Source organism: Gordonia humi (genome assembly GCF_014197435.1).
Taxonomy (GTDB): Bacteria; Actinomycetota; Actinomycetes; order Mycobacteriales; family Mycobacteriaceae; genus Gordonia; species Gordonia humi.
Window position 1 is genome coordinate 677,789 of record NZ_JACIFP010000001.1, and the last position, 18,851, is coordinate 696,639.

The 18,851-nt window shown below is 67.1% G+C and carries 17 protein-coding genes; 10 read left to right on the forward strand and 7 right to left on the reverse strand.

Features of this window, described 5'->3' with window-relative positions; genetic code table 11:
• Positions 1 to 8 precede the first annotated feature (8 nt).
• Both BKA16_RS03015 and BKA16_RS03020 read right to left on the reverse strand, forming a co-directional pair.
• Positions 9 to 1,553 (reverse strand): FGGY-family carbohydrate kinase, encoded by a 1,545-nt coding sequence (locus tag BKA16_RS03015; protein ID WP_183369288.1) that lies wholly within the window; start codon positions 1,551 to 1,553, stop codon positions 9 to 11.
• Complete coding sequence (locus tag BKA16_RS03020; RefSeq protein WP_221246722.1) at positions 1,550 to 2,071, reverse strand: hypothetical protein; 522 nt, start codon at positions 2,069 to 2,071, stop codon at positions 1,550 to 1,552. The genes BKA16_RS03015 and BKA16_RS03020 overlap by 4 nt, the downstream gene beginning before the upstream one ends.
• Positions 2,072 to 2,253: 182 nt before the next feature.
• Here BKA16_RS03020 and BKA16_RS03025 point away from each other — a divergent pair, with 182 nt between their 5' ends.
• Positions 2,254 to 3,048 (forward strand): IclR family transcriptional regulator, encoded by a 795-nt coding sequence (locus tag BKA16_RS03025; RefSeq protein WP_343067258.1) that lies wholly within the window; start codon positions 2,254 to 2,256, stop codon positions 3,046 to 3,048.
• Between the two features lie 73 nt (positions 3,049 to 3,121).
• Here the strand turns inward: BKA16_RS03025 and BKA16_RS03030 are convergent, their stop codons facing one another.
• A complete protein-coding gene (locus BKA16_RS03030) occupies positions 3,122 to 3,619 on the reverse strand; it encodes a hypothetical protein (protein ID WP_183369291.1) in 498 nt (165 codons plus the stop codon).
• Positions 3,620 to 3,818: 199 nt separating this feature from the next.
• On the opposite strand from BKA16_RS03030, the gene BKA16_RS24245 reads away from it, so the two are divergent.
• From BKA16_RS24245 to BKA16_RS03050, 4 genes are all read left to right on the forward strand, one after another.
• Complete coding sequence (locus tag BKA16_RS24245) at positions 3,819 to 4,592, forward strand: recombinase family protein (protein WP_425489505.1); 774 nt, start codon at positions 3,819 to 3,821, stop codon at positions 4,590 to 4,592.
• Positions 4,593 to 5,662: 1,070 nt separating this feature from the next.
• Positions 5,663 to 6,118, forward strand: a complete 456-nt coding sequence (locus tag BKA16_RS03040) for a hypothetical protein (protein ID WP_183369293.1) — start codon at positions 5,663 to 5,665, stop codon at positions 6,116 to 6,118.
• Positions 6,075 to 7,363, forward strand: a protein-coding gene (locus tag BKA16_RS03045; protein ID WP_183369294.1) for an IS3 family transposase whose coding sequence is annotated in 2 segments (ribosomal slippage) — positions 6,075 to 6,369 and positions 6,369 to 7,363 — 1,290 coding nt in all. Because the reading frame shifts where the segments join, the coding sequence is not laid out codon by codon here. Before BKA16_RS03040 ends, BKA16_RS03045 begins: the two co-directional genes overlap by 44 nt.
• Positions 7,364 to 7,411: 48 nt before the next feature.
• Positions 7,412 to 8,047, forward strand: coding sequence for a hypothetical protein (locus BKA16_RS03050; protein WP_183369295.1), 636 nt, complete (start codon positions 7,412 to 7,414; stop codon positions 8,045 to 8,047).
• A gap of 126 nt (positions 8,048 to 8,173) precedes the next feature.
• Here BKA16_RS03050 and BKA16_RS03055 read toward each other — a convergent pair whose 3' ends face one another.
• A complete protein-coding gene (locus tag BKA16_RS03055; RefSeq protein WP_183369296.1) occupies positions 8,174 to 9,643 on the reverse strand; it encodes an amidase in 1,470 nt (489 codons plus the stop codon).
• Positions 9,644 to 9,749: 106 nt separating this feature from the next.
• Here BKA16_RS03055 and BKA16_RS03060 point away from each other — a divergent pair, with 106 nt between their 5' ends.
• Entirely contained in the window at positions 9,750 to 11,021 is a 1,272-nt protein-coding gene (locus BKA16_RS03060; RefSeq protein WP_183369297.1) for an amidohydrolase, read from the forward strand.
• A gap of 79 nt (positions 11,022 to 11,100) precedes the next feature.
• Here the strand turns inward: BKA16_RS03060 and BKA16_RS03065 are convergent, their stop codons facing one another.
• Positions 11,101 to 12,141: an NAD(P)-dependent alcohol dehydrogenase gene (locus BKA16_RS03065; RefSeq protein WP_221246723.1), complete on the reverse strand. Its 1,041-nt coding sequence runs from the start codon at positions 12,139 to 12,141 to the stop codon at positions 11,101 to 11,103.
• 219 nt (positions 12,142 to 12,360) lie between these two features.
• Here BKA16_RS03065 and BKA16_RS03070 point away from each other — a divergent pair, with 219 nt between their 5' ends.
• From BKA16_RS03070 to BKA16_RS03080, 3 genes are all read left to right on the forward strand, one after another.
• Positions 12,361 to 13,350 carry an isopenicillin N synthase family dioxygenase gene (locus BKA16_RS03070; RefSeq protein ID WP_183369298.1) on the forward strand — a complete coding sequence of 330 codons (990 nt, stop codon included), beginning with the start codon at positions 12,361 to 12,363 and terminating at the stop codon, positions 13,348 to 13,350.
• Between the two features lie 70 nt (positions 13,351 to 13,420).
• Entirely contained in the window at positions 13,421 to 13,975 is a 555-nt protein-coding gene (locus BKA16_RS03075; RefSeq protein WP_183369299.1) for a TetR/AcrR family transcriptional regulator, read from the forward strand.
• 77 nt (positions 13,976 to 14,052) lie between these two features.
• Positions 14,053 to 15,087, forward strand: coding sequence for a zinc-binding dehydrogenase (locus BKA16_RS03080; protein ID WP_183369300.1), 1,035 nt, complete (start codon positions 14,053 to 14,055; stop codon positions 15,085 to 15,087).
• A gap of 31 nt (positions 15,088 to 15,118) precedes the next feature.
• On the opposite strand, the gene BKA16_RS03085 is transcribed toward BKA16_RS03080, so the two are convergent.
• The gene (locus BKA16_RS03085) at positions 15,119 to 16,003 is read right to left on the reverse strand and encodes a LysR family transcriptional regulator (RefSeq protein WP_183369301.1); all 885 of its coding nucleotides are present in this window, start codon (positions 16,001 to 16,003) and stop codon (positions 15,119 to 15,121) included.
• Between the two features lie 126 nt (positions 16,004 to 16,129).
• Here BKA16_RS03085 and BKA16_RS03090 point away from each other — a divergent pair, with 126 nt between their 5' ends.
• Positions 16,130 to 17,617, forward strand: coding sequence for an MFS transporter (locus tag BKA16_RS03090; protein WP_246371950.1), 1,488 nt, complete (start codon positions 16,130 to 16,132; stop codon positions 17,615 to 17,617).
• On the opposite strand, the gene BKA16_RS03095 is transcribed toward BKA16_RS03090, so the two are convergent.
• Positions 17,577 to 18,824: an MFS transporter gene (locus BKA16_RS03095; RefSeq protein WP_183369302.1), complete on the reverse strand. Its 1,248-nt coding sequence runs from the start codon at positions 18,822 to 18,824 to the stop codon at positions 17,577 to 17,579. The genes BKA16_RS03090 and BKA16_RS03095 overlap by 41 nt on opposite strands.
• Between the last annotated feature and the right edge of the window lie 27 nt (positions 18,825 to 18,851).

Genomic DNA, 18,851 nt, shown 5'->3' on the forward strand with positions numbered 1-18,851 from the left:
GTCGCCGGTCAGACCGGTACGGTCGTCCGGGCTCGCGCCAGCGACGGCCACAGCCGCCGCAGCGCGGGCAGCGTGTCTCGGTACTCCGCGAAGACGCGGTCGTAGAGGTCGGCATTGGCGGGGTTCGGCTCGTGGACGCGGCCGATCGGGATCGTGTGGTCGGCCGCCGTGTCGAGATCGGGGAACTCGCCGGCGGCCACCGCCGCGAGGAGGGCCGCGCCGAGAGCCCCGGACTCGGATACGTCGGGCACGATGATCGTCTTCTGCAGCACATCGGAGATGATCTGCGCCCACACGCGGCTGCGCGCACCGCCACCGGTCAGCCGGATCGTGTCGATCGGCACCGGCATCGCCTCGTAGCAGTGTCGGATCGACATGGCCGTGCCCTCCAGGACCGCGCGGATCATGTGGTCGCACGTCATCTCGGGTGTGAGACCGACCAGGCTTCCCCGCGCGTTGACGTCGACGAACGGTGCCGTGGCTCCGGCGGTGTTCAGATAGGGATGGAACAGCAGACCGCAGGCTCCGGGCTCGGTGTTCGCGATCGCCGCGTCGACGACGGCGCCGAGAGTGGTCTCGTCCGCCGCGATCCGCTCGACGATCTCGGGACAGAACGTCTCGACGACCCAATCGAGACACAGGGTGCCACCGCCGGAGTTGCTGATCTGTCGCTGCCATCGACTGTTCGGCATGAGGAATCCGAACCCGACGCCCTCGGGCTCGAATATCGGATGGTCCGTCGAGGTCCCGTTCATCAGACTGGTTCCGAGTGTGGTGACCGCCTGTCCGTCGGCGGTCGCTCCGGTACCGAGCATGTTGGCGGTCGCGTCGCCGGTGCCCGCGCCGACGGGTGTGCCGGCCGGCAGACCTGTCTCGGCCGCCGCGGACTCGGTGACGTAGCCGAGGAGATCGATGCTGCGTCCGATGCGGGGCAGCTTCTCGACGGCGTCGTCGAGGCCGAACATCGCGAACAGTTCGTCGGAACGACACCGACCGGCGAAATCGCAGGGGGCGAACGAGAGATCGGACTCCTCGGTCGCGATGACCCCGGTGAGGCGGTAGTTGACGTAGTCCTTCGCCATGAAGAAGGTGCTGATCCGGCGGTAGTTCTCCGGCTCGTGCTCTTTGATCCACGCCAGCAGCGGATACGGAGTTCCCGGCACGATCGCGTTGCCACCGATCGCGAACATCCGACCGTCGTCGGCTTCGACGACCCGGTCGAGGATCGACACGGCCCGCGAGTCCGGCCAGCAGATCGCCGGTCTGACCGGCTCGCCGTTCTCATCGATCGCCCATACGCCGCCCATGTGTCCGGTCACTCCGACGGCCACGATCGCAGCCTCCTCGGGCAGCGCACCGACCACGGTCCGGATGGTCGACGCGACCGCCGACCAGGTACCGTCCGCGTCCTCCTCATGGAAGCCCGGATGCGGGAACGACGACGGTGTCCTCGCTCCGGCCTCGGCGACGAAGCGGCCGCTCGCGACATCGATCGCGGCGGTCTTCAGGGTGCTCGTCCCCTTGTCGATACCGATCACCACGCGCAATGTCATGATGCAGTCCTCCGTACGCATTCGGCCTCGGAAGACGACGCGGCACGCACCAATCGGTCCATCTCCATCAGCTCGCCGACCTGTTCAGTCGACGACTCGCCGCGGATGTCGATGCCGCGAGACGCCAGATCCCGCGCGAGACTGTCCGATCCCGGGTGATCTGAGCGGAGAACGACCTCGCCGTCCGCCCCGCGAGCGACCGACTCCGCCGCGATCCCCCGGCAGAACCCGCTCCAGACCGCCGATGCGACATCACGGCGTGTCGACTGGTACGACAAGCCGTGAATCGAGACCGTTCCGCCGACGAACGCACACGTGACACCGGTATCGGCGAATGCCCATTCGGCCACCGCCGCCGCGAACGCTGCGGAACTCCCGAGATCGGCCACCGGCCGGAATCTGTCGACCGCCGCCTCGAACGCCGCCCAGCCGGGCATCTCGGCTCGGGGCGACGACCCGATGTCACCGCACCTCCACAACCTGGCCGGACCGAGACGGGGAACCTCGAGAACGTGCACGACATCGGTCTGCCGAAGGTTCTCTCCCCTTTCGGGAGTTGTCCGGAATCCGGATTCTATGTGCGCCATACGGAACATTGGCATACCCTGTTACCGAGTGTCAAGCATCACAAGTAAAGATGTGTGTGGGGCGCCCCGCCCTCTTCGCGGGCAGACGGGGCCAACACGCGGAGGAGTGTGCAGTGGGGACTGATGAGCAGCGTCGAGTCGTCGACCCGAAGAACCACATCGCGTCGGTCGTGAAGGCGATCGAGGTGCTCGAATGCTTCAAGAACGGTGGACCGGAACTGTCGTTGACTCAGGTCATCGATCAGACCGGGTACACGCGAACGACCGTCTACCGGCTCCTCGGAACGCTCGAACTCGCCGGGTGGGTGGAGCGGACCGATCGCGGCGCGTACCGTCTCACTCTCCAGGTGTTCGAACTCGCGACCACCGTCCTGGCCGGATTCGACCTGCGAACCGTCGCGAGTCACGTCATGTCCGAGCTGGCAACGGCATTCGACGAGCACGTATATCTCCTGGTCCCCGACGGGACGCGCGCGGTGTGCATCGACTTGATCGAGAGCAGCCAACCGATCCGCGTCATGGTCCTCACGGTGGGGCGTTCTCTGCCCATGTACTTGGGCGGCGCACCCGTCGCCCTGCTGGCGGCGATGGAGAAGACGCTGCTGCCCCGCCTTCTCAAGGAGGGGCCGATGGTCACCCCAGCGGGAAACGAGATCCCCGAGGCCGAGCTGAGACAGACCCTCGCCGAGACCAGGGACCGCGGATACGCGATCAGTTCCGGCGACGTGACACCGGGTGTGGTGGCACTCGGCGCCTGCATCAAGGATCGACGCGGCCAGCCGGTGGCGGCCATGAGCATCGGAGGTCTGTCCGCGGACATATCCGATCAGCGCCTCGACACGATCGCCTCCGCACTCATGGACGGCGCCGATGCGGTGTCACGCAGACTCGGCTACGTCGGAGACTGAATCGGAGACCGCAACGTGATACCGCACGCGAACGGCCGTCGCGTACTGCACGGAGCCGACTGCGCACATTCGTTCATCGGGCGAGAGCCTGTCGACCGGCCCACATCGGAATCGGATCGTCGGGACGATCGACGACGAGGAGCGGTCTCGCCGGATCCAGGAACGTCGTCCGGCCGAGTACGGTGATCGCCTCGAATCGGCCGCCGACGTCGTCGAACGTGACGATGACGACGGAGGCGTCGTTGAGCGGCGACGGACCGTCGGACATCGTCTTGACGGTCAGTCCGGTGTCGGCGACGGCGATGAGGATCGCGGGCCGGAGGGGTGCACCGGATGCGGCGAGCGCCCGAGCCTGCTCGTATCGCCGGACCGCCGTCATCGCGGTCCGCCGCGATACCGTCCGTGACTCATGGGCGTCGGCTTTGAGCATGCCGCGCATCATCTTCCGCGTGAACCGCTCGGAGAAGGTCGACACGCCCTCGACATCGAGAGAATCCGCACCGTACTCCCACTGCTTCGGCACCCAGCCGCCCTCGGTGGGTGTCTCCCAGTAGTACCGGTGTTCGGGCACGTACCGCATCCATCGCCTCTCGCATGCCCCCTGCGATCATCGTCGCACCGAACGGCGTGGCCCGCGCGGCGAGAGAGCACCCGGCAGAACATCTCGGCGATCCGCGTGATCCGGTCAGTCGGCCCGCGTCCGCGCGGCCCAGCCGTCGGCGACGGACACTCCCACGCCGGATGCCATGACGCGCGATGCACGCAGATCTATGTCGGCGGCGTCCCGGTGGCGCAGGATTGCACCCCCGCCGTACCAACACATCATAAGGAACCACCGCGCCCTGATCGTCGTCCGTCTATCGCAGGTCACCAAAGCCACGACCAGCCCAGAACGCCAGCTAGAACCCTGTCGGACGCTCTGCGAACAGCGCGGGTACGAAGTCGTCGGTGTGGCCGAAGACCTGGACGCGTCGGCGGGCAAGGCCTCACCGTTCCACCGTCCGCAAATTGGGCCGCTGGCTGGACGATCCCATACTGTACGGCGTGATCGTGTTCTACCGGATGGACCGTCTGGTTCCTCATCTGCTGGACCTCGCGACGTGACCCGGTGGGCGCAACAGCGCAACGTCGCCATCGTGTCCGCGACTGAGTCGTTCCTGGACCTGACCGCCCCGTTCGGTGACATCATCGCGCTGCTGCTCGCCAAGGTCGCTGAGATGGAGCTGGAAGCCATCAGCGACCGGAACGCTTCGGCCTTCAGGCACAACTTCCGAGCGGGTAAGTGGCGCAGCGTGACTCCCAGGGCCACCGCATACAGGGACCGGAAACGATGGTGGTCGGTGACGACGGTTCGCCCATCATCCGCGATGAACCGATCCTGTCGCGCGAGATGTTCGATCGGGTCGGCGTCGAACTGTCGGGCCGGGAGAACCGGAAGGAACCCACGAAACGGAGTTCTGGCCTGTTACTTCGGCCACCTACTGCGGGTGTGTGGGAGCCCCGCCTATCGACTCAAGGGTGGGCCGGGCCGGAAGCCCCGATAGCGGTGTGGGTCCGCACAGAACCGGCCTCGATGGTGGCGAAGACGACTACGGCAACACCATCGAGGACTGGGGCGATCCCATCGACCGGAAGTGCTACAGATTCAACTTCCCCGACAGTCAGGAACCACTCACCGAAGGTCACAACCGGCTGGTCGTGGATCGCGTCATGTTGGCTCCCCGGTCGTGGGTCGATCAGGTCGGTAGTCGGGACCGATTCCGCCCGCCTGATGAGCCAGACACCACGTACGAAGTCCAGGGCGTGCCCGGCTCAGGCAAGTACAACCCGCTGGGCTGGCAACCCGGTGGTGTGGTCCTACTTCAGCGGTGGACGGATTAATCCCACACCGCCCGCGCTGCTGACAATAGTGAAAGTCATTGGCTCGCAACTGGATACGTCTTCGCTGCCCGTACACGACGACGTACCGACACGGAGACGAGCGGAGTTCATCGAGGTGTCGCTGACCGGGGGGTAGCGAAGACCGGACCGGCGTCCTGGCCACACCGACCTTCACCGTCGCGGTCTACGCACTCGATCAGGCGCGGGCCGAAATGCTGGCCGGTCTGGTCCTCGCACTGGTGAAGTCCAGCCAGTACCGCGTCGAGATGGTGGGCGGTGTGGGCTAGGTCCAGGTATGGGCCTGGCAGACCACCGCGCTACCGGCCCCGTCGCCCGACCCCCGTGTGGCCGACCGTCGCCGCTGGACCTTCAGCGGGTCGCTTGGGTGTCCAACCTTGCTCACTGAAGGAACCGCCGATGACCGTTGCCGAAGTCGCCGCCATGCTGGGCACCACAACCCGGGCCGTCCGTCGCCGCCTTCGTGACGCGGGAATCAGGCCGGGGGCCGGTGGGTACGTCCTGGCTCAGTACGACGTGGACGCGATAACCGGGTGTCAGCCAGTCCGCTGACCCCTACCGGTTCCCTGACGACCCAGGAATGCCGCTGAGCGCCCTGGGCGACCCCGCCATGCGCGAAGCCTTCACCATGCTTCGGTTCCAGCGCGAACACCGGCTGATAGACCTTGTGTCGGGCAGTCGGCACGCTGCCAGAAGAGAATGAGAACATCGAGAGATGTCGAGTAAAGCGGGTCGCCCCGTTCAGTTGGGCTGTTTGATGGAACCATATCAGACCTGGCTTGAATACTCCGAAGGCACCGAAGCGCTCGTTCACCTGACACACGAAGGCTACTGGCACATTTCGCGGTATCCAGAGACGTTGCACGCGCTTGGCTATTCGGAGGAAGAAACGGCGGGACACCGATGGAAGGCTGATACCGCCGCTGTGGAAGCGAACGAGGGCTTCCCTACTCTTCACGCACACGCCTTGCTTGGGCTGTGGGGGGCGTTTGAGCGATTGGTAGAAGACACGTTCGTGGCGCTAATAGTTGACCAGCCGGAATTGCTCGAAAGCGAACAGTTCGCGAAGGTAAAGCTGATCCGTCCCGGGATTTCCGGAGGGTTCGTCTCAAGGGAAGATGGATCTCATGGCAGCAGGAACGAAGCACTACTCGGCGGAGTTGAAGCGTGACGCGGTGACGATGGTGGTGGAGTTGGTGGGTCAGGGTTCGACGGAGTGGGCGGCGATGAAGAAGACCGCGGACCTGCTCGGTGTGGGCGCAGCCGAAACGGTGCGCCAGTGGGTGCGTAAGGCCCCCGGCGTCGGGGCCGCCTCGGTCTCCTCGGGCGGCGCTTCGGCCGATACGGCTGAGGAGGTGCGTCGGCTCCGCAAGGAAGTCGCCGAACTCAAACGTGCCAACGGCATCCTGAAGGCGGCATCAGCTTTCTTCGCGGCCGAGATCGACCGGCCACATCGCTGATCGTGGGGTTCATCGGCGCTCACCAGGGAAACCGGGTGGGCGCCGATGGTCTTGTCTGGGGAGTCGATTCGATGTGCCAGGTGCTCACCGAGCACGGTATGGCCATCGCCCCGTCCACGTACTACGAGTACCGTCGGCGGAGTCCGTCGGCGCGCATGCGGGCGGATGCTCGCGTCATCGACGCGATTTTCACCATGCGCCGGCAGCACCCGCTGACCCGCGTCCTGGGCTCACGCAAGACATGGATCATATTGCGCAGCAATGGAATTGATGTGGCGCGCTGCACCGTCGAGCGTCTCATGAGTGAGATGGGCTGGCGCGGGGCGTCGAAGAAAAAGTCCCCGCGCACCACGACCCCCAACCCCGAGCATCACCGGCCGGCCGACCTGGTCGACCGCCACTTCTACGCGGCCGCACCCAACCGGCTGTGGGTGGCCGACTTCACCTACTGCCGCACCGTCGGCGGCTGGGCCTACACCGCGTTCGTCACCGACGTCTTCGCCCGCAAGATCGTCGGCTGGAAAGTCGCCGCGGAGATGACCTCCGACCTGGTCACCACCGCTATCGACAACGCGATTGACAACCGGAAACGTTGTGGCACAACGGCTTTCGATCATCTGATTCATCACAGCGATGCGGGGTCGCAGTACACGGCTCTCGCGTTCGGGCAACGGCTGGCCGCAGCGGGGATCGCCGCCTCGATCGGCAGCATCGGTGACAGCTACGACAACGCGTTAGCCGAATCGGTCAACGCCGACTACAAGAACGAACTCGTCGACAACCAGCCCCGATTCCACGGCGTCGCGGAACTGTCACTGGCCACCGCCGAATGGGTCGCGTTCTACAACCGGCAGCGGCCTCACAGCTACTGCCACGACCTCACCCCCGACCACGCCGAGCGACTCCACTACGATCGGATCGCCACCCTCAATCCGGAGGAGGCACTCACGACCTGAGCTCTCCGGAAACACCGGGATGGATCAAACTCCAATATCCTGATCTTCATGTCAGAAGAAATGCCCGTGGACGGGATCAACTCGCAAGAGTTCTTACAGGTGGGGTTCGAGGGCAATCTACCTAGTCAGCTAGCCGACCTCCGGTCACTCGTCAGCGACTTCACCTTCGCGCAAAACTGCGTTACGGCCTACCTAAACTCAGGAAAACTCAACTGCGATGAAGAGTCGCAACAGATCGTTGCGAAGTCACTGTGGACTTCCGCCGCAATCGCGTACCGGCGTGGGTTCACCACGGGCAAGGCCCAACTCGTTCCCCAAGGGAGTCGACTGAAGATCACTGAAGGTTGGTATCAATCGCTGACGCCCGAGTACAAGGAAGCGCATGACGACCTGTTAGAGATAGCGAACCGTCAGATAGCACATCACACAGGCAAGCACGACCAGTACAAAATTCTCGCTTTCCTGACGCCGCCCCCGATGCCTCGCGCTGTTGTGGGTACCGGAGTGTTAAGCGCTTCGTTGGCAGCTCCCACGGAAGAACGCCTTCGGCAGCTTGGGGAACTGTGCCAAAGCTTGATCGTCGGACTTGAAGATCGCTTCAAGGTAGTGTCCGCCGAGTTCGACGAGCATTTGGCGTCCCGCGACTTGGACGACCTGTATAGGGCCGCCAACGGCGGGGTGTAAATCGCGATCTTCGCGCAGTCTCGCCGACTCATACCGGGCACCGGAGGCCGGACCGGGAGAAGGCCGACGAGTAACGAGCCGACCGCGGTGATCCCAGACGGTCGGGATCCACCGACGGTCGAGGCGTCACCCGGCGCGCGGAGGCACCCAGCCGCCCAAGCGGCGTTCGATCTCGAGTGCGGCGGCGATCGTCACGTGGTCGTTGCCGGGTGCACCGACGACCTGCGTGCCCAACGGCAGCCCGCGGCGATCGAGGCCGAGCGGAACCTGAGTGACGGGCAGACCCAGCAGGTTGAACACCGCGGCGCCACCGAACAGCCACGGTCGCGCGAGTGTCCCGTTGTGTCGGGGCGCCGGCCGCGGGAACGGCGGGTGCACGAGCACACCGTCGCCGATCGCGTCGTCGATCTCGGCGGCGAGGGCGTCACCGGCCGCGCTGATCCGCCGTTGCGCGACGTCGGGGAGCACACCGGCCAGACGATCGCCGATGATCGCCAGTTTCAGTTGGGGGCTGTGGGCGCGTGTCCACGCCGGTCGCCGACCCCGATAGGGCGACTCGGCGAACAGGTCGAAGAGCTCTCCTACGGACGTTCCCGCGTGTCTGCGCAACTCGAACAGATAGAACTGGGCGGCGCGACGCAGGCCGGGAAGCGGGACATGCCGCACCTCGCCGCCGGCGTCGGCGAGGACCTGCACGGCCCGGTCTCGGGCGGCAGCGAGTTCCGCCGAGATCGGCCGCAGGTAGGTGCTGCCGTCCGGGACGACGACGGGCCTGCCGTCGAGGTCGACTGACGCCGGATCGGGCAGCACCGCGTTGTCGACATCGGCCATGATGCGCACGAGCGGCATCAGGTCGGCCGCACGGCGGGCGAGCGGGCCGATGGTCTCCATGGCGTCGGACTCGGCACCGGAGTATGCGGTGAGCGACGGGATCTGCTCGGTGCTGGGCACCAGTCCCGGCGTCGGCTTGTGCCCGAACACCCCGCAGAAGAACGCCGGGATTCGGATGGAACCGCCGGTGTCGGCACCGACGCCGAACGGGACCGCCCCCGCTCCGACCGCGGCGCCTTCCCCACCGGAGGATCCGCCCGCCACCCGCGCACGGTCGTAAGGATTCGTGGTCCGGCCGTACACCGCGTTGTAGCTCTCGATCCCGAGACACAGCTCGGCGGTGTTGGTCACCGCGATCACGATCGCCCCGGCGGCGCGGAGCCGCGCCACCGCCACCGCGTCCGACTCCGACCGGACGCCTCGGCGGCTCACCAGACCGCCCGTATACGGCATGTCGGCGACGGGTATCGACTCCTTCACCGTGAACGGGACGCCGAGCAGTGGCGGCAGCGTCTGATCCTCGGCCGCGGCGGTGATCGCCCGGTCGGCCGCGTCGGCCTCGGCGAGCGCCGTCGCGAAACGATCCTGCGCCACGGCTCCCAGTTCGGGACGTCGGCGGAGTATCTCGATGTGCTCGTCGACCACACGACGCGATGTGCGTCGACCCGACCGAATGGCCTGCGCGAGGTGGAAGGCCGATTCCGTCGTGGCGGTGTCGCCGTCGGCCGGGATCGAGTCGTCGCGATGCTCGCGGCTGGATTGCATCGCTAGACCCTAACAGGGCTCGGTACTCGGTCGGCCCGGCGTCGCCCGAGCGAACACTCCCGGTTACGACCGTCGCCGCCGACCCATCGGTGACAGACTGGACGTCATGGGCACAGAATCTGGGCTGAGCACTGTACTGAATGGTCTATCCGGCATCCGGGAGTGGCAGGAGGACTGCTACCGCCGTCTGCACAGCAGCCCAGAGTTGTCGCATCACGAGTACGCCACCGCCGACGAGATCGTGAAACGTCTCGAACAGACGTCGTTCGAGGTGCACGCCGGGGTCGGTGGCACAGGAGTCGTCGGCGTTCTGCGCAACGGCGACGGCCCGGCCGTCCTGCTTCGCGCCGACATGGATGCACTGCCGGTACGCGAAGCGACTCGACTCCCCTATGCGAGCGCAGTGACTACGACCGACGACGACGGCGCCGAGGTTCCAGTCATGCACGCCTGTGGACACGACGTCCACGTGACCTGTCTTCTCGGCGCGGCCCAACTGCTGTCCGACGGCGCCCACGAGTGGAGCGGCACCGTCGTCCTGGTCTTCCAGCCCGCCGAAGAGACCGGCGACGGCGCACGCACCATGCTCGACGATCGGCTGGCCGAACTCGTCGGCGACGTCGACGTCGCCTTCGCTCAACACGTGCTTCCGATGCCCGCCGGGTACGTCGGGACCAAGGAGGGTCCGGTGCTGTCGGCCGCGGACAGCATGCGGATCACCGTGTACGGACGCGGCGGTCACGGGTCGATGCCGCAGGCGACGATCGATCCCGTGGTCATCGCGGCGATGATCGTGGTCCGCTTGCAGACCGTCGTCTCTCGGGAGACCCCGCCCACCGAACCCGCGGTCCTGACCGTCGGACGGATCGCTTCCGGCAGCAAGAGCAATATCATTCCCGATCAGGCCGTGATCGAACTGAACGTTCGGACGTACAGCCCCGCGGTGCGCACCGCCGTCCTGGACGCGATCCGTCGGATCGTCGTCGCCGAATGCCAGGGATCGGGCTCGCCGAAAGACCCGGACTTCGAGTTGTTCGACCGGTTTCCGCCGACCGTCAACGACGCCGACGTCACCGCCCGGATCACCGAGGCCTTCACCGCGCACTTCGGCGACAGTGCGGGACCGCTCCCCTTGCAGACCGCGAGCGAGGATTTCAGCGACATTCCGACTGCGCTGGCCGTGCCGTACTCGTACTGGGGAATCGGCGGAATCGACCCCGACGTGTACCGAGCAGCCGAGGAGGCCGGGCGGGTGTCCGCCGACATCCCCGTGAATCACTCCGCCACGTTCGCACCCGTCATCCAGCCGACACTCGACACCGGGACTCGGGCGCTCGTCGTCGCGACGCTGACGTGGCTGGGGCGGCACGACGACTGAGGCCCGCGCGCCGGACGGCCGCCGACCGCATCGGGCACCGCGCGCGTGCTCGACGTCGAGGCCGTCGGCCAGTCGCGGGCTACAGCGTCGCCGTGTCGATGACGAAGCGGTATCGCACGTCGCTGGCCAGAACGCGCTCGTATGCGTCGTTGATCGCGTCCGCGCCGATCACCTCGACCTCGGGTGCGATGTCGTGCTCGGCACAGAAGTCGAGCATCTCCTGGGTCTCGGCGATGCCGCCGATGTTCGAGCCGGCGAACGAACGGCGATTGTTGAACAGTGAGAAGACGCGCATCGAGATGGGCTCGGCGGGCGCTCCCACGTTGACCCACACTCCGTCGAGGGCCAGCAGCCGAACGAAACCGTCGAAGTCGAGAGGTGCGCTGACCGTGTTGATGACCAGGTCGAAGCTGTTGCGGAGGTCCTTCAGCGTCTTCGGGTCGCTGGTCGCGTAGTAGTGCTTCGCACCGAAGGCCAGACCGTCGTCCTGCTTCGACAGGGTCTGCGACAGCACGGTGACGTCGGCACCCATCGCTGCGGCGATCTTGACGGCCATGTGGCCGAGTCCGCCCATCCCGACGACGGCGACACGCTTGCCCGGGCCCGCATTCCAGTGGGCCAGCGGCGAGTACGTGGTGATCCCCGCGCACAGCAGCGGTGCCGCGGCCTCGTACGGAATCGACTCGGGCACACGGAGAACGAAGTCCTTGTCGACGACGATGTGCGTCGAGTATCCGCCTTGGGTGATGGTTCCGTCGTGGTCGACCGACGCGTACGTTCCGGTGTTGCCGGCGGCGCAGTACTGTTCGAGACCGGCCTTGCATGCGTCGCACTCGCGGCACGAGTTCACCATGCAGCCGACGCCGACACGATCACCGACCGCGAACTCGGTGACGCCGCTGCCCACCTCGGCGACCTCGCCGACGATCTCGTGGCCGACGACCTGCGGGAACGTGATCTCGCCCCACTCCTCGCGGACGGTGTGGATGTCCGAATGGCAGATTCCCGCGTAGCGGATCGCGATCAGGACATCGTGCGCGCCGACGTCGCGGCGTTCGATGGTGGCGGGCGCGAGCGGATCGGTGGCGGACGTGGCGGTAAAAGCCTTGACAGTCAGCAATGTGTCTCCTGAATCGAGCTGGTGGACCGAGGTCTGGTCGTGAACGTCGTCGTCGAATCCGGTTGTGCCGTCGACGACTTGCGAGTCAGTCGGCGCGCGACGACGCCCGTCCTTCGATCGTACTCATGCGCGAGTACGCATGCCGTGTCAGCCGACCGCCGAGAACACGGTTCCCCGGCGCCGGGCAGACCTTGCGGACTCGGTGAGACAATCGCACTCATGACCACATCTCTGCCCATCGTCGACATGGCACTCCTCGACGGCGACGACGCCGATCGCGCCCTCTTCCGCGATCGACTCCTCGAGGCGACGCACAGCGTCGGCTTCTTCTACCTCGTCGGCCACGGCGTCTCGGAGGAGGCGATCGACGACATGTTCGCGGTGAGCCGTGAGTTCTTCGCGCTGGACGACGACGCGAAGAAGTCCGTCGAGATGGTCAAGAGCCCCCACTTCCGCGGCTACACCCGATTCGGCGGCGAGTACACCGACGGGGGCATCGACTGGCGGGAACAGATCGACATCGCCGCCGAGTATTCGCCGCTCGACGGTGACGAGGACTACCTGATCCTGGACGGCCCCAACCTGTGGCCGGACCGACTCCCCGGGCTGAAGACCGCGGTACGCGACTGGCAGGAACGCTGCGGCCGCATCGGACTGCGTCTCATGCGCGAATGGGCCACGGCCCTGGGTGCTTCCCGCGACGCCTTCGACGAAGGGTTCGCCGACCGACCGTCGACCCTGATCAAACTGGTGAAGTACCCCGGCCGCGCCGCGTCCGACAAGCAGGGCGTCGGCGCGCACAAGGATCCCGGCGTGCTGACCCTCCTGATGGTGGAACCGGGCAAGGCCGGCCTGCAGGTCCTGCGCGACGAGGAGTGGGTCGACGCTCCACCGGTGCCGGGGGCGTTCGTCGTCAACATCGGCGAGCTGATGGAGTGGGCCACCGACGGCTACTTGAAGGCGACGATGCACCGCGTCGTCTCCCCGCCCGCGGGCGACACCCGCCTGTCGATCCCCTTCTTCTTCAACCCGGCGCTGTCGTCGACGATGCCTCACCTCGAACTACCGGCAGCCCTGAAGGACGAGGCCCCCGGCGTCACTCAGGACCCGGCCAACCCGATCTCGGGCACCTTCGGCGAGAACATGCTCAAGGCACGCCTGCGCGCGCACCCCGATGTGGCCCGGATCCATCACCCGGAGATGGTCTGACCAGGCGATCGGCCGGGTGCACGCGACGGTGCATCGACAACAGGGAGAGAGTGAGTGTACAGTCACTCTCATGTCAGAAGGGAAGCTGTCGACCGCCGAGCAGCGTCGTCCGATCGTCGCCGAAGCAGCGCTGACCCAGTTCGCGCGCGGCGGCTATCACGGAACGACGGTGGCCGACGTCGCCCGCGAGGCGGGGATCTCACCCGCATACGTCTTCAAACTGTTTCCGTCGAAGGAGTCACTCTTCGGTGTAGCGCTCGAGACCTGTTTCGCGAAGGTGGTCGCGGCGGTGACGTCGGCCGCGGCCCGTGCGGACACCACGGACCCCGACGAGATCCTGGAAGCGATGGGCGACGCGTACGCGCTGCTCATCCGCGACCGCGAACTGCTGATGCTGCAGGTGCACGCGCAGGCCGTCGCCCACATACCCGACATCGGCGCCGCCCTGCGCACGGGAATCGCCGATGTCGTCGACACCGCGAAGAGACTGTCCGGCGCCGCCGACGACGCGGTTCAGCGCTTCATGGCCTACGGACAGCTGTGCCATCTGATCGTCACGACCGGCATGACCGACGTGGACGACCAGTGGGCTCGGCTGCTCACCGCAGGCATGTTCCACCCCTGATCACCCGCCACCGCTCGCAGTCATAGACACATCACCAATAGTGAGTGAACAATCACTCTATATCGAGAGGAATCACCATGACCACGACGACCGACACCGTCCTACGCATCGTTCTCCCCGGCCTCGTCGAACCGAACGGCCTCGAACTCGACCGCGGCCGACCACCGACGCCCGGCTCCGATCAGGTACTGCTGCGCATGGAGGCGACGGGGGTGTCGTTCGCCGAGCAGCAGATGCGGCGCGGCAAGTACTTCGACCAGCCGCCGTTCCCGTTCGTGCCCGGTTACGACGTCGTGGGGACCGTCGTCGCCGTCGGCAGCGACGCCTCCCCCGATCTGATCGGTCGGCGGTTCGCCGCGGTGACCAAGACCGGCGGATGGGCGCAGGTCGTCGCCGTCGACGCGGCCGACCTGCTCGCGGTGCCCGCCGGAGTCTCGGCCGACGAGATCGAGACCGTCGTCGTCAACGGCATCACCGCGTGGCAGATGCTCGCCGAGGCTCGAGTTCCCGACGGCGGAACGATCGTGGTCTTCGGAGTCAGCGGCGGTGTCGGCGGCATGCTCGCCCAGCTGGCGGCACTGCGCGACATCACGGTGATCGGCACGGCGTCGGCGCGTCACCACGACGATCTGACGGCGCACGGAATCCGCGTCGTCGACTCCCGCGCCGGCGACGTCCACCGCGAACTCGCCGCACTGGCCCCGAACGGAGTCGACGCGGTCTTCGACCACATCGGCGGCGACGGCATCGTCGCCTCGTGGCGACTGCTCCGACGCGGCGGATCGCTGATCTCCTACGGCACGGCCGCCACCAAGGACGATCCCGGAAACGCCCGGCTCCCCGTACTGAAGCTCTTCGGACGCCTGTACCTCTGGAACATGGTCCCGAACGGCAGGCGCGCTCGCTTCTACAACTTCTGGAAGGGAAAGAAGCTGAACGCCAAGCGTTTCCACTCTAAGCAGCGGGACGCAGCGGCGGCTGTGTTCAGCGCGCTCGCCGACGGCCGTCTCACCCCCGCGATCGCCGCACGGTTTCCCCTCGCCGAGGCCGGTCGCGCCCTGGCCCTCGCGGAGAGTCGCACGACGAGCGGCAAGATCGTCCTGACGCCGTGACTCGTCTACGCCGACGGGCGCCGTCGAGGCGTCACTGCTCCCGGCTGAGCGCGAACTCCTCCGCGACCATGTCCCGCAGCCGCTCGGCGGGCTGCGGGAGCCGCACGTCCGTCCGCCAGGTCATCCCGATGTTCCGGACCGCGTTCGGGGCGTCCAACTCCACACCGACCGTGTCCGAGGCGCCGGCATACGATTCCGGCGCGATCGCGACGCCCAGCCCCACCGACACCAGGCCCTCGATCGTCGCCGGATCCTGACTCTCGAACGCGAGAGTCGGCGACACTCCGGCCGCGTCGAACAGCGCGTCGACCTGCGATCGGAAGTGCAACTGCGACGGGGTGGTGATGAACGGCTCATGCGCGATCTCGGCCAGCCTCACGCGGGTCCGGTCGGCCAGTCGATGTCCGCGCGGAACGAGGAGGACCAGTCGGTCCGTGCGCAACGGCAGCCAGCCGGCACCGGGGTTCGGACGCGACGAGGTCAGGGCGAGATCGACCCGTTGCGCCAGAAGATCGGCGGTGATCTGATTGCTGCGCTCCTGGGTGAGCAGTACTCGCACTCCGGGCGCCACCTCGCGGAACCGTCGGAGGAGTCGTGGAACGACGGACGCGCCCATCGAGTCGAGGAACGCGAGCCGCACGATCCCGGTGTCCGGGTCGACGGCGTTCGCGATATCCGATTCGAGACGTCGGTACCGGACTTCGATGTCGGATGCGGCGTCGAGCACGAGCGCGCCGAGCGGCGTCGTCGTGAGGCCCGATTGTCGGCGTTCGAAGATCTGCACACCGAGTTCGTCCTCGACCCGGCTCAGCGCGCGAGACAACGTCGACTGCGGAACACCGAGGACGTCGGCGGCCGCGGTCATGTGCTGCTGATCACCGAGAGCGAGGATCCAAGACAGATCGCGTATCCGCATACTGCAATCATGCACGAAACGCATCAACAGGGAACAGTCCGTTCATTGGACGCATAATCGCCGAACACGAAGACTCGGACGGGTACCCGATACCGTTCCCCGAGGAGGCCGTCACCAGTGTCGACCATGCACGCCACCCGATCCGACACCGGCATCATCGCCTCCCCGCCGCCGTCGCGCGTGCGCATGCTGGTCCCGTCGTTGGTCTTCGCGTGCCTGGTCTCCGCTGTCGTCAGCAGCCTCGGTGCCCCGCTGCTACCGGCCATCGCCCGACTGCATCACGTCGACGGGTCGACGGCACAGTGGGCGCTGACCGCCACCCTCCTGACCGGCGCGATCGCCACCCCGACCATGGGCCGTCTCGGCGACGGCCCGCTGCGCCGCAAGGTGGTCCTGGTGACGCTGGCGCTCATCGTGTTCGGCTGTGCGCTCGCCGCGTTGCCGGTCGGTTTCGAACTCTTCCTAGCCGGGCGGGTGCTGCAGGGTCTCGGTCTCGGCCTGACACCGGTCGCGATCGCCGCCGCGCGCGACGCCCTGCCCGCCGACAAGTCCCGGTCGGCGGTCGCACTGCTGTCGATCACCACGGTGACCGGCGTGGGACTCGGCTACCCGATCACCGGCCTCATCGCCCAGCTGGGCGGCGTGCACGCCGCGTACTGGTTCGGCACCGCGGTGGCCGCCGTCGCACTCGCGGTCGCGTTCTTCGTCGTCCCCGAAGCGAGCGTCCGCGAGTCCAAACCGCTCGACGTGGCGGGCGCGGTGCTGCTGGCCGTCGCGCTCTGCGCCCTGCTGCTCGGCATCAGCGAGGGTGAGACGTGGGGTTGGGGCTCGGCCGCCGTCCTCGGCCTTCTCGTCGTCGCGGTCGTCCTGATCGCCGGGTGGATCGTCTGGGAGCTCCGCGCGGACCACCCGCTCGTCGATCTGCGCCTGGTGCGCCACCGGTCCGTGCTGACCGCCGATATCGCCGCCCTTCTGGCGGGCGTCGGCATGTACCTGCTGCTCTCCCTCGCCGTCCGCTACGTCCAGGCGCCGACCTCCACCGGCTACGGTCTCGGCGCCTCCGCCGTCGTCGCCGGTCTGGTCCTCGTTCCGTTCTCGGCAGGCAGCTTCGTCGCCACGCGGATCGCTCCGCACCTGGCCGAGCGCACATCCCATCGCGCGGTCCTGCCGATCGCCGCAGTGGTCCTGCTCGGCGGAATGCTGATGTTCAGCTTCGCCCGCGGCTCCATGTGGCAGATGCTCGTGGTGATGGGCATCGAGGGCATCGGTGTGGGACTGGTGTTCGCCGTGGTGCCCGGCATGCTGCTGCGGGCCGTCGCCGTGTCGGAGACGGCCAGCGCCATGGGGTTCAACCAGGTGCTCCGCTACATCGGCTACTCGATCGGCAGTGCGATGGCCGGGATGATCCTGCAGATCCACACCGCTCCCGGCGCGACCGATCCCGACGACGGCGGCTACACCGCGTCCGGCCTGCTCGCCTGCGGCATGTGGATCGTCACGCTCGTCGTCACGCTGGTGCTCCCGGAACGACGTACCACGCGCGCCGCCGTCGTCACCGAGCGCGACGACGAGCTCATGGCGGAGGAGAGCCTGGCGGATGCGGAGGGGCGCTGACCTCGACCGGCTCGTCCCGATCGGCGCGCGGGGGTATCCACCGCCAGAACGCGAGCGCCGCCGCGACTCCGAATCCGCCGGTCACCACGATGCCCGCGCCGAGGGACGCCAGTCCGGTCACCAGGGACAGCACCACCGGCCCGGTGGCCGCGCCCACGTCGGAGAACTCGCGCCACAGCCCGAGGAACATCGGACGTCCCACCGACGGCGACATGTCGGCGCCGAGGGTCATCACGATGCCCGACCCGATCCCGTTCGCGAACCCCATCAGCAGTGACACGCCGACCAGCGAGGCGAACCCGTGAGTCAGCGGCATGAGCACGAAGCTCAGCGCCATCAACGCCATGCACGGGATCGCGACGGCTTTGCGTCCGTACCGGTCCATCACCTTGCCCGCCGGACAGAAGGTGGCCGCGTCGATCGCACCCGCGACGCCGTAGATGATCGACACCGCCGAGCCGGACAGTCCGATGTGAGCGGCCCACAGCGGGATCACCACTTGGCGGGACTGGCGGATCGCCGAGAGCAGCAGAATCGCGGTGCCGAGAGTGAGGAAGACGCGCCGGTGATCGCGCAGCATCCCGCGCGTGGTCGCCTCCGTCGAGGCCGCGCGGTCGGAGGCTCGACTGTCCAGATCCGGCACACCGTAGGCGATGACTCCGGCCCCGACCACCGCGACGAGCGCGACGGCATAGGCACTCGACATCCCGAAGAAGTGCATGACGGCCGCGGCGAGGAACGGGCCGAGGAAGACGCCGATGCGCGCCGATCCACCCAGTGTCGACAGCGCTCGGGCCCGCATGTGCACGGGCACCGCCTCGGTCAGGTACGACTGCCGGGCCAGGGAGAACACCGACGACGCCGATCCCATCAGGAACACGCCCACCGCGAGAGTCCACACCGAGATCGGCAGTATGCACAGGATCAGGCCCGACGCCGACACGACGGCGGCCACGACCATCGACAGCCGCTCCCCGATCCGTGTGGCCAGCATGCCGGAGGGGATGTTGGTCAGGATCGACGCGATGCCGATCAGCGCGCCGATGAAGGCGGCGACCGCGACCGATCCGCCCCGATCGATCGCGGTGAGTGTGATGACCGGCAGCGTCGCCCCCTGCGAGATGCCGAAGAGCAGCGACGGGCCGAAGGCGGCGACCGCTATGTCGCGGAGGCGGAACTCACCGGTCTGCGACGGCGGTCGCGACATGCGACGCCCCACACGGAGACGGGCGAT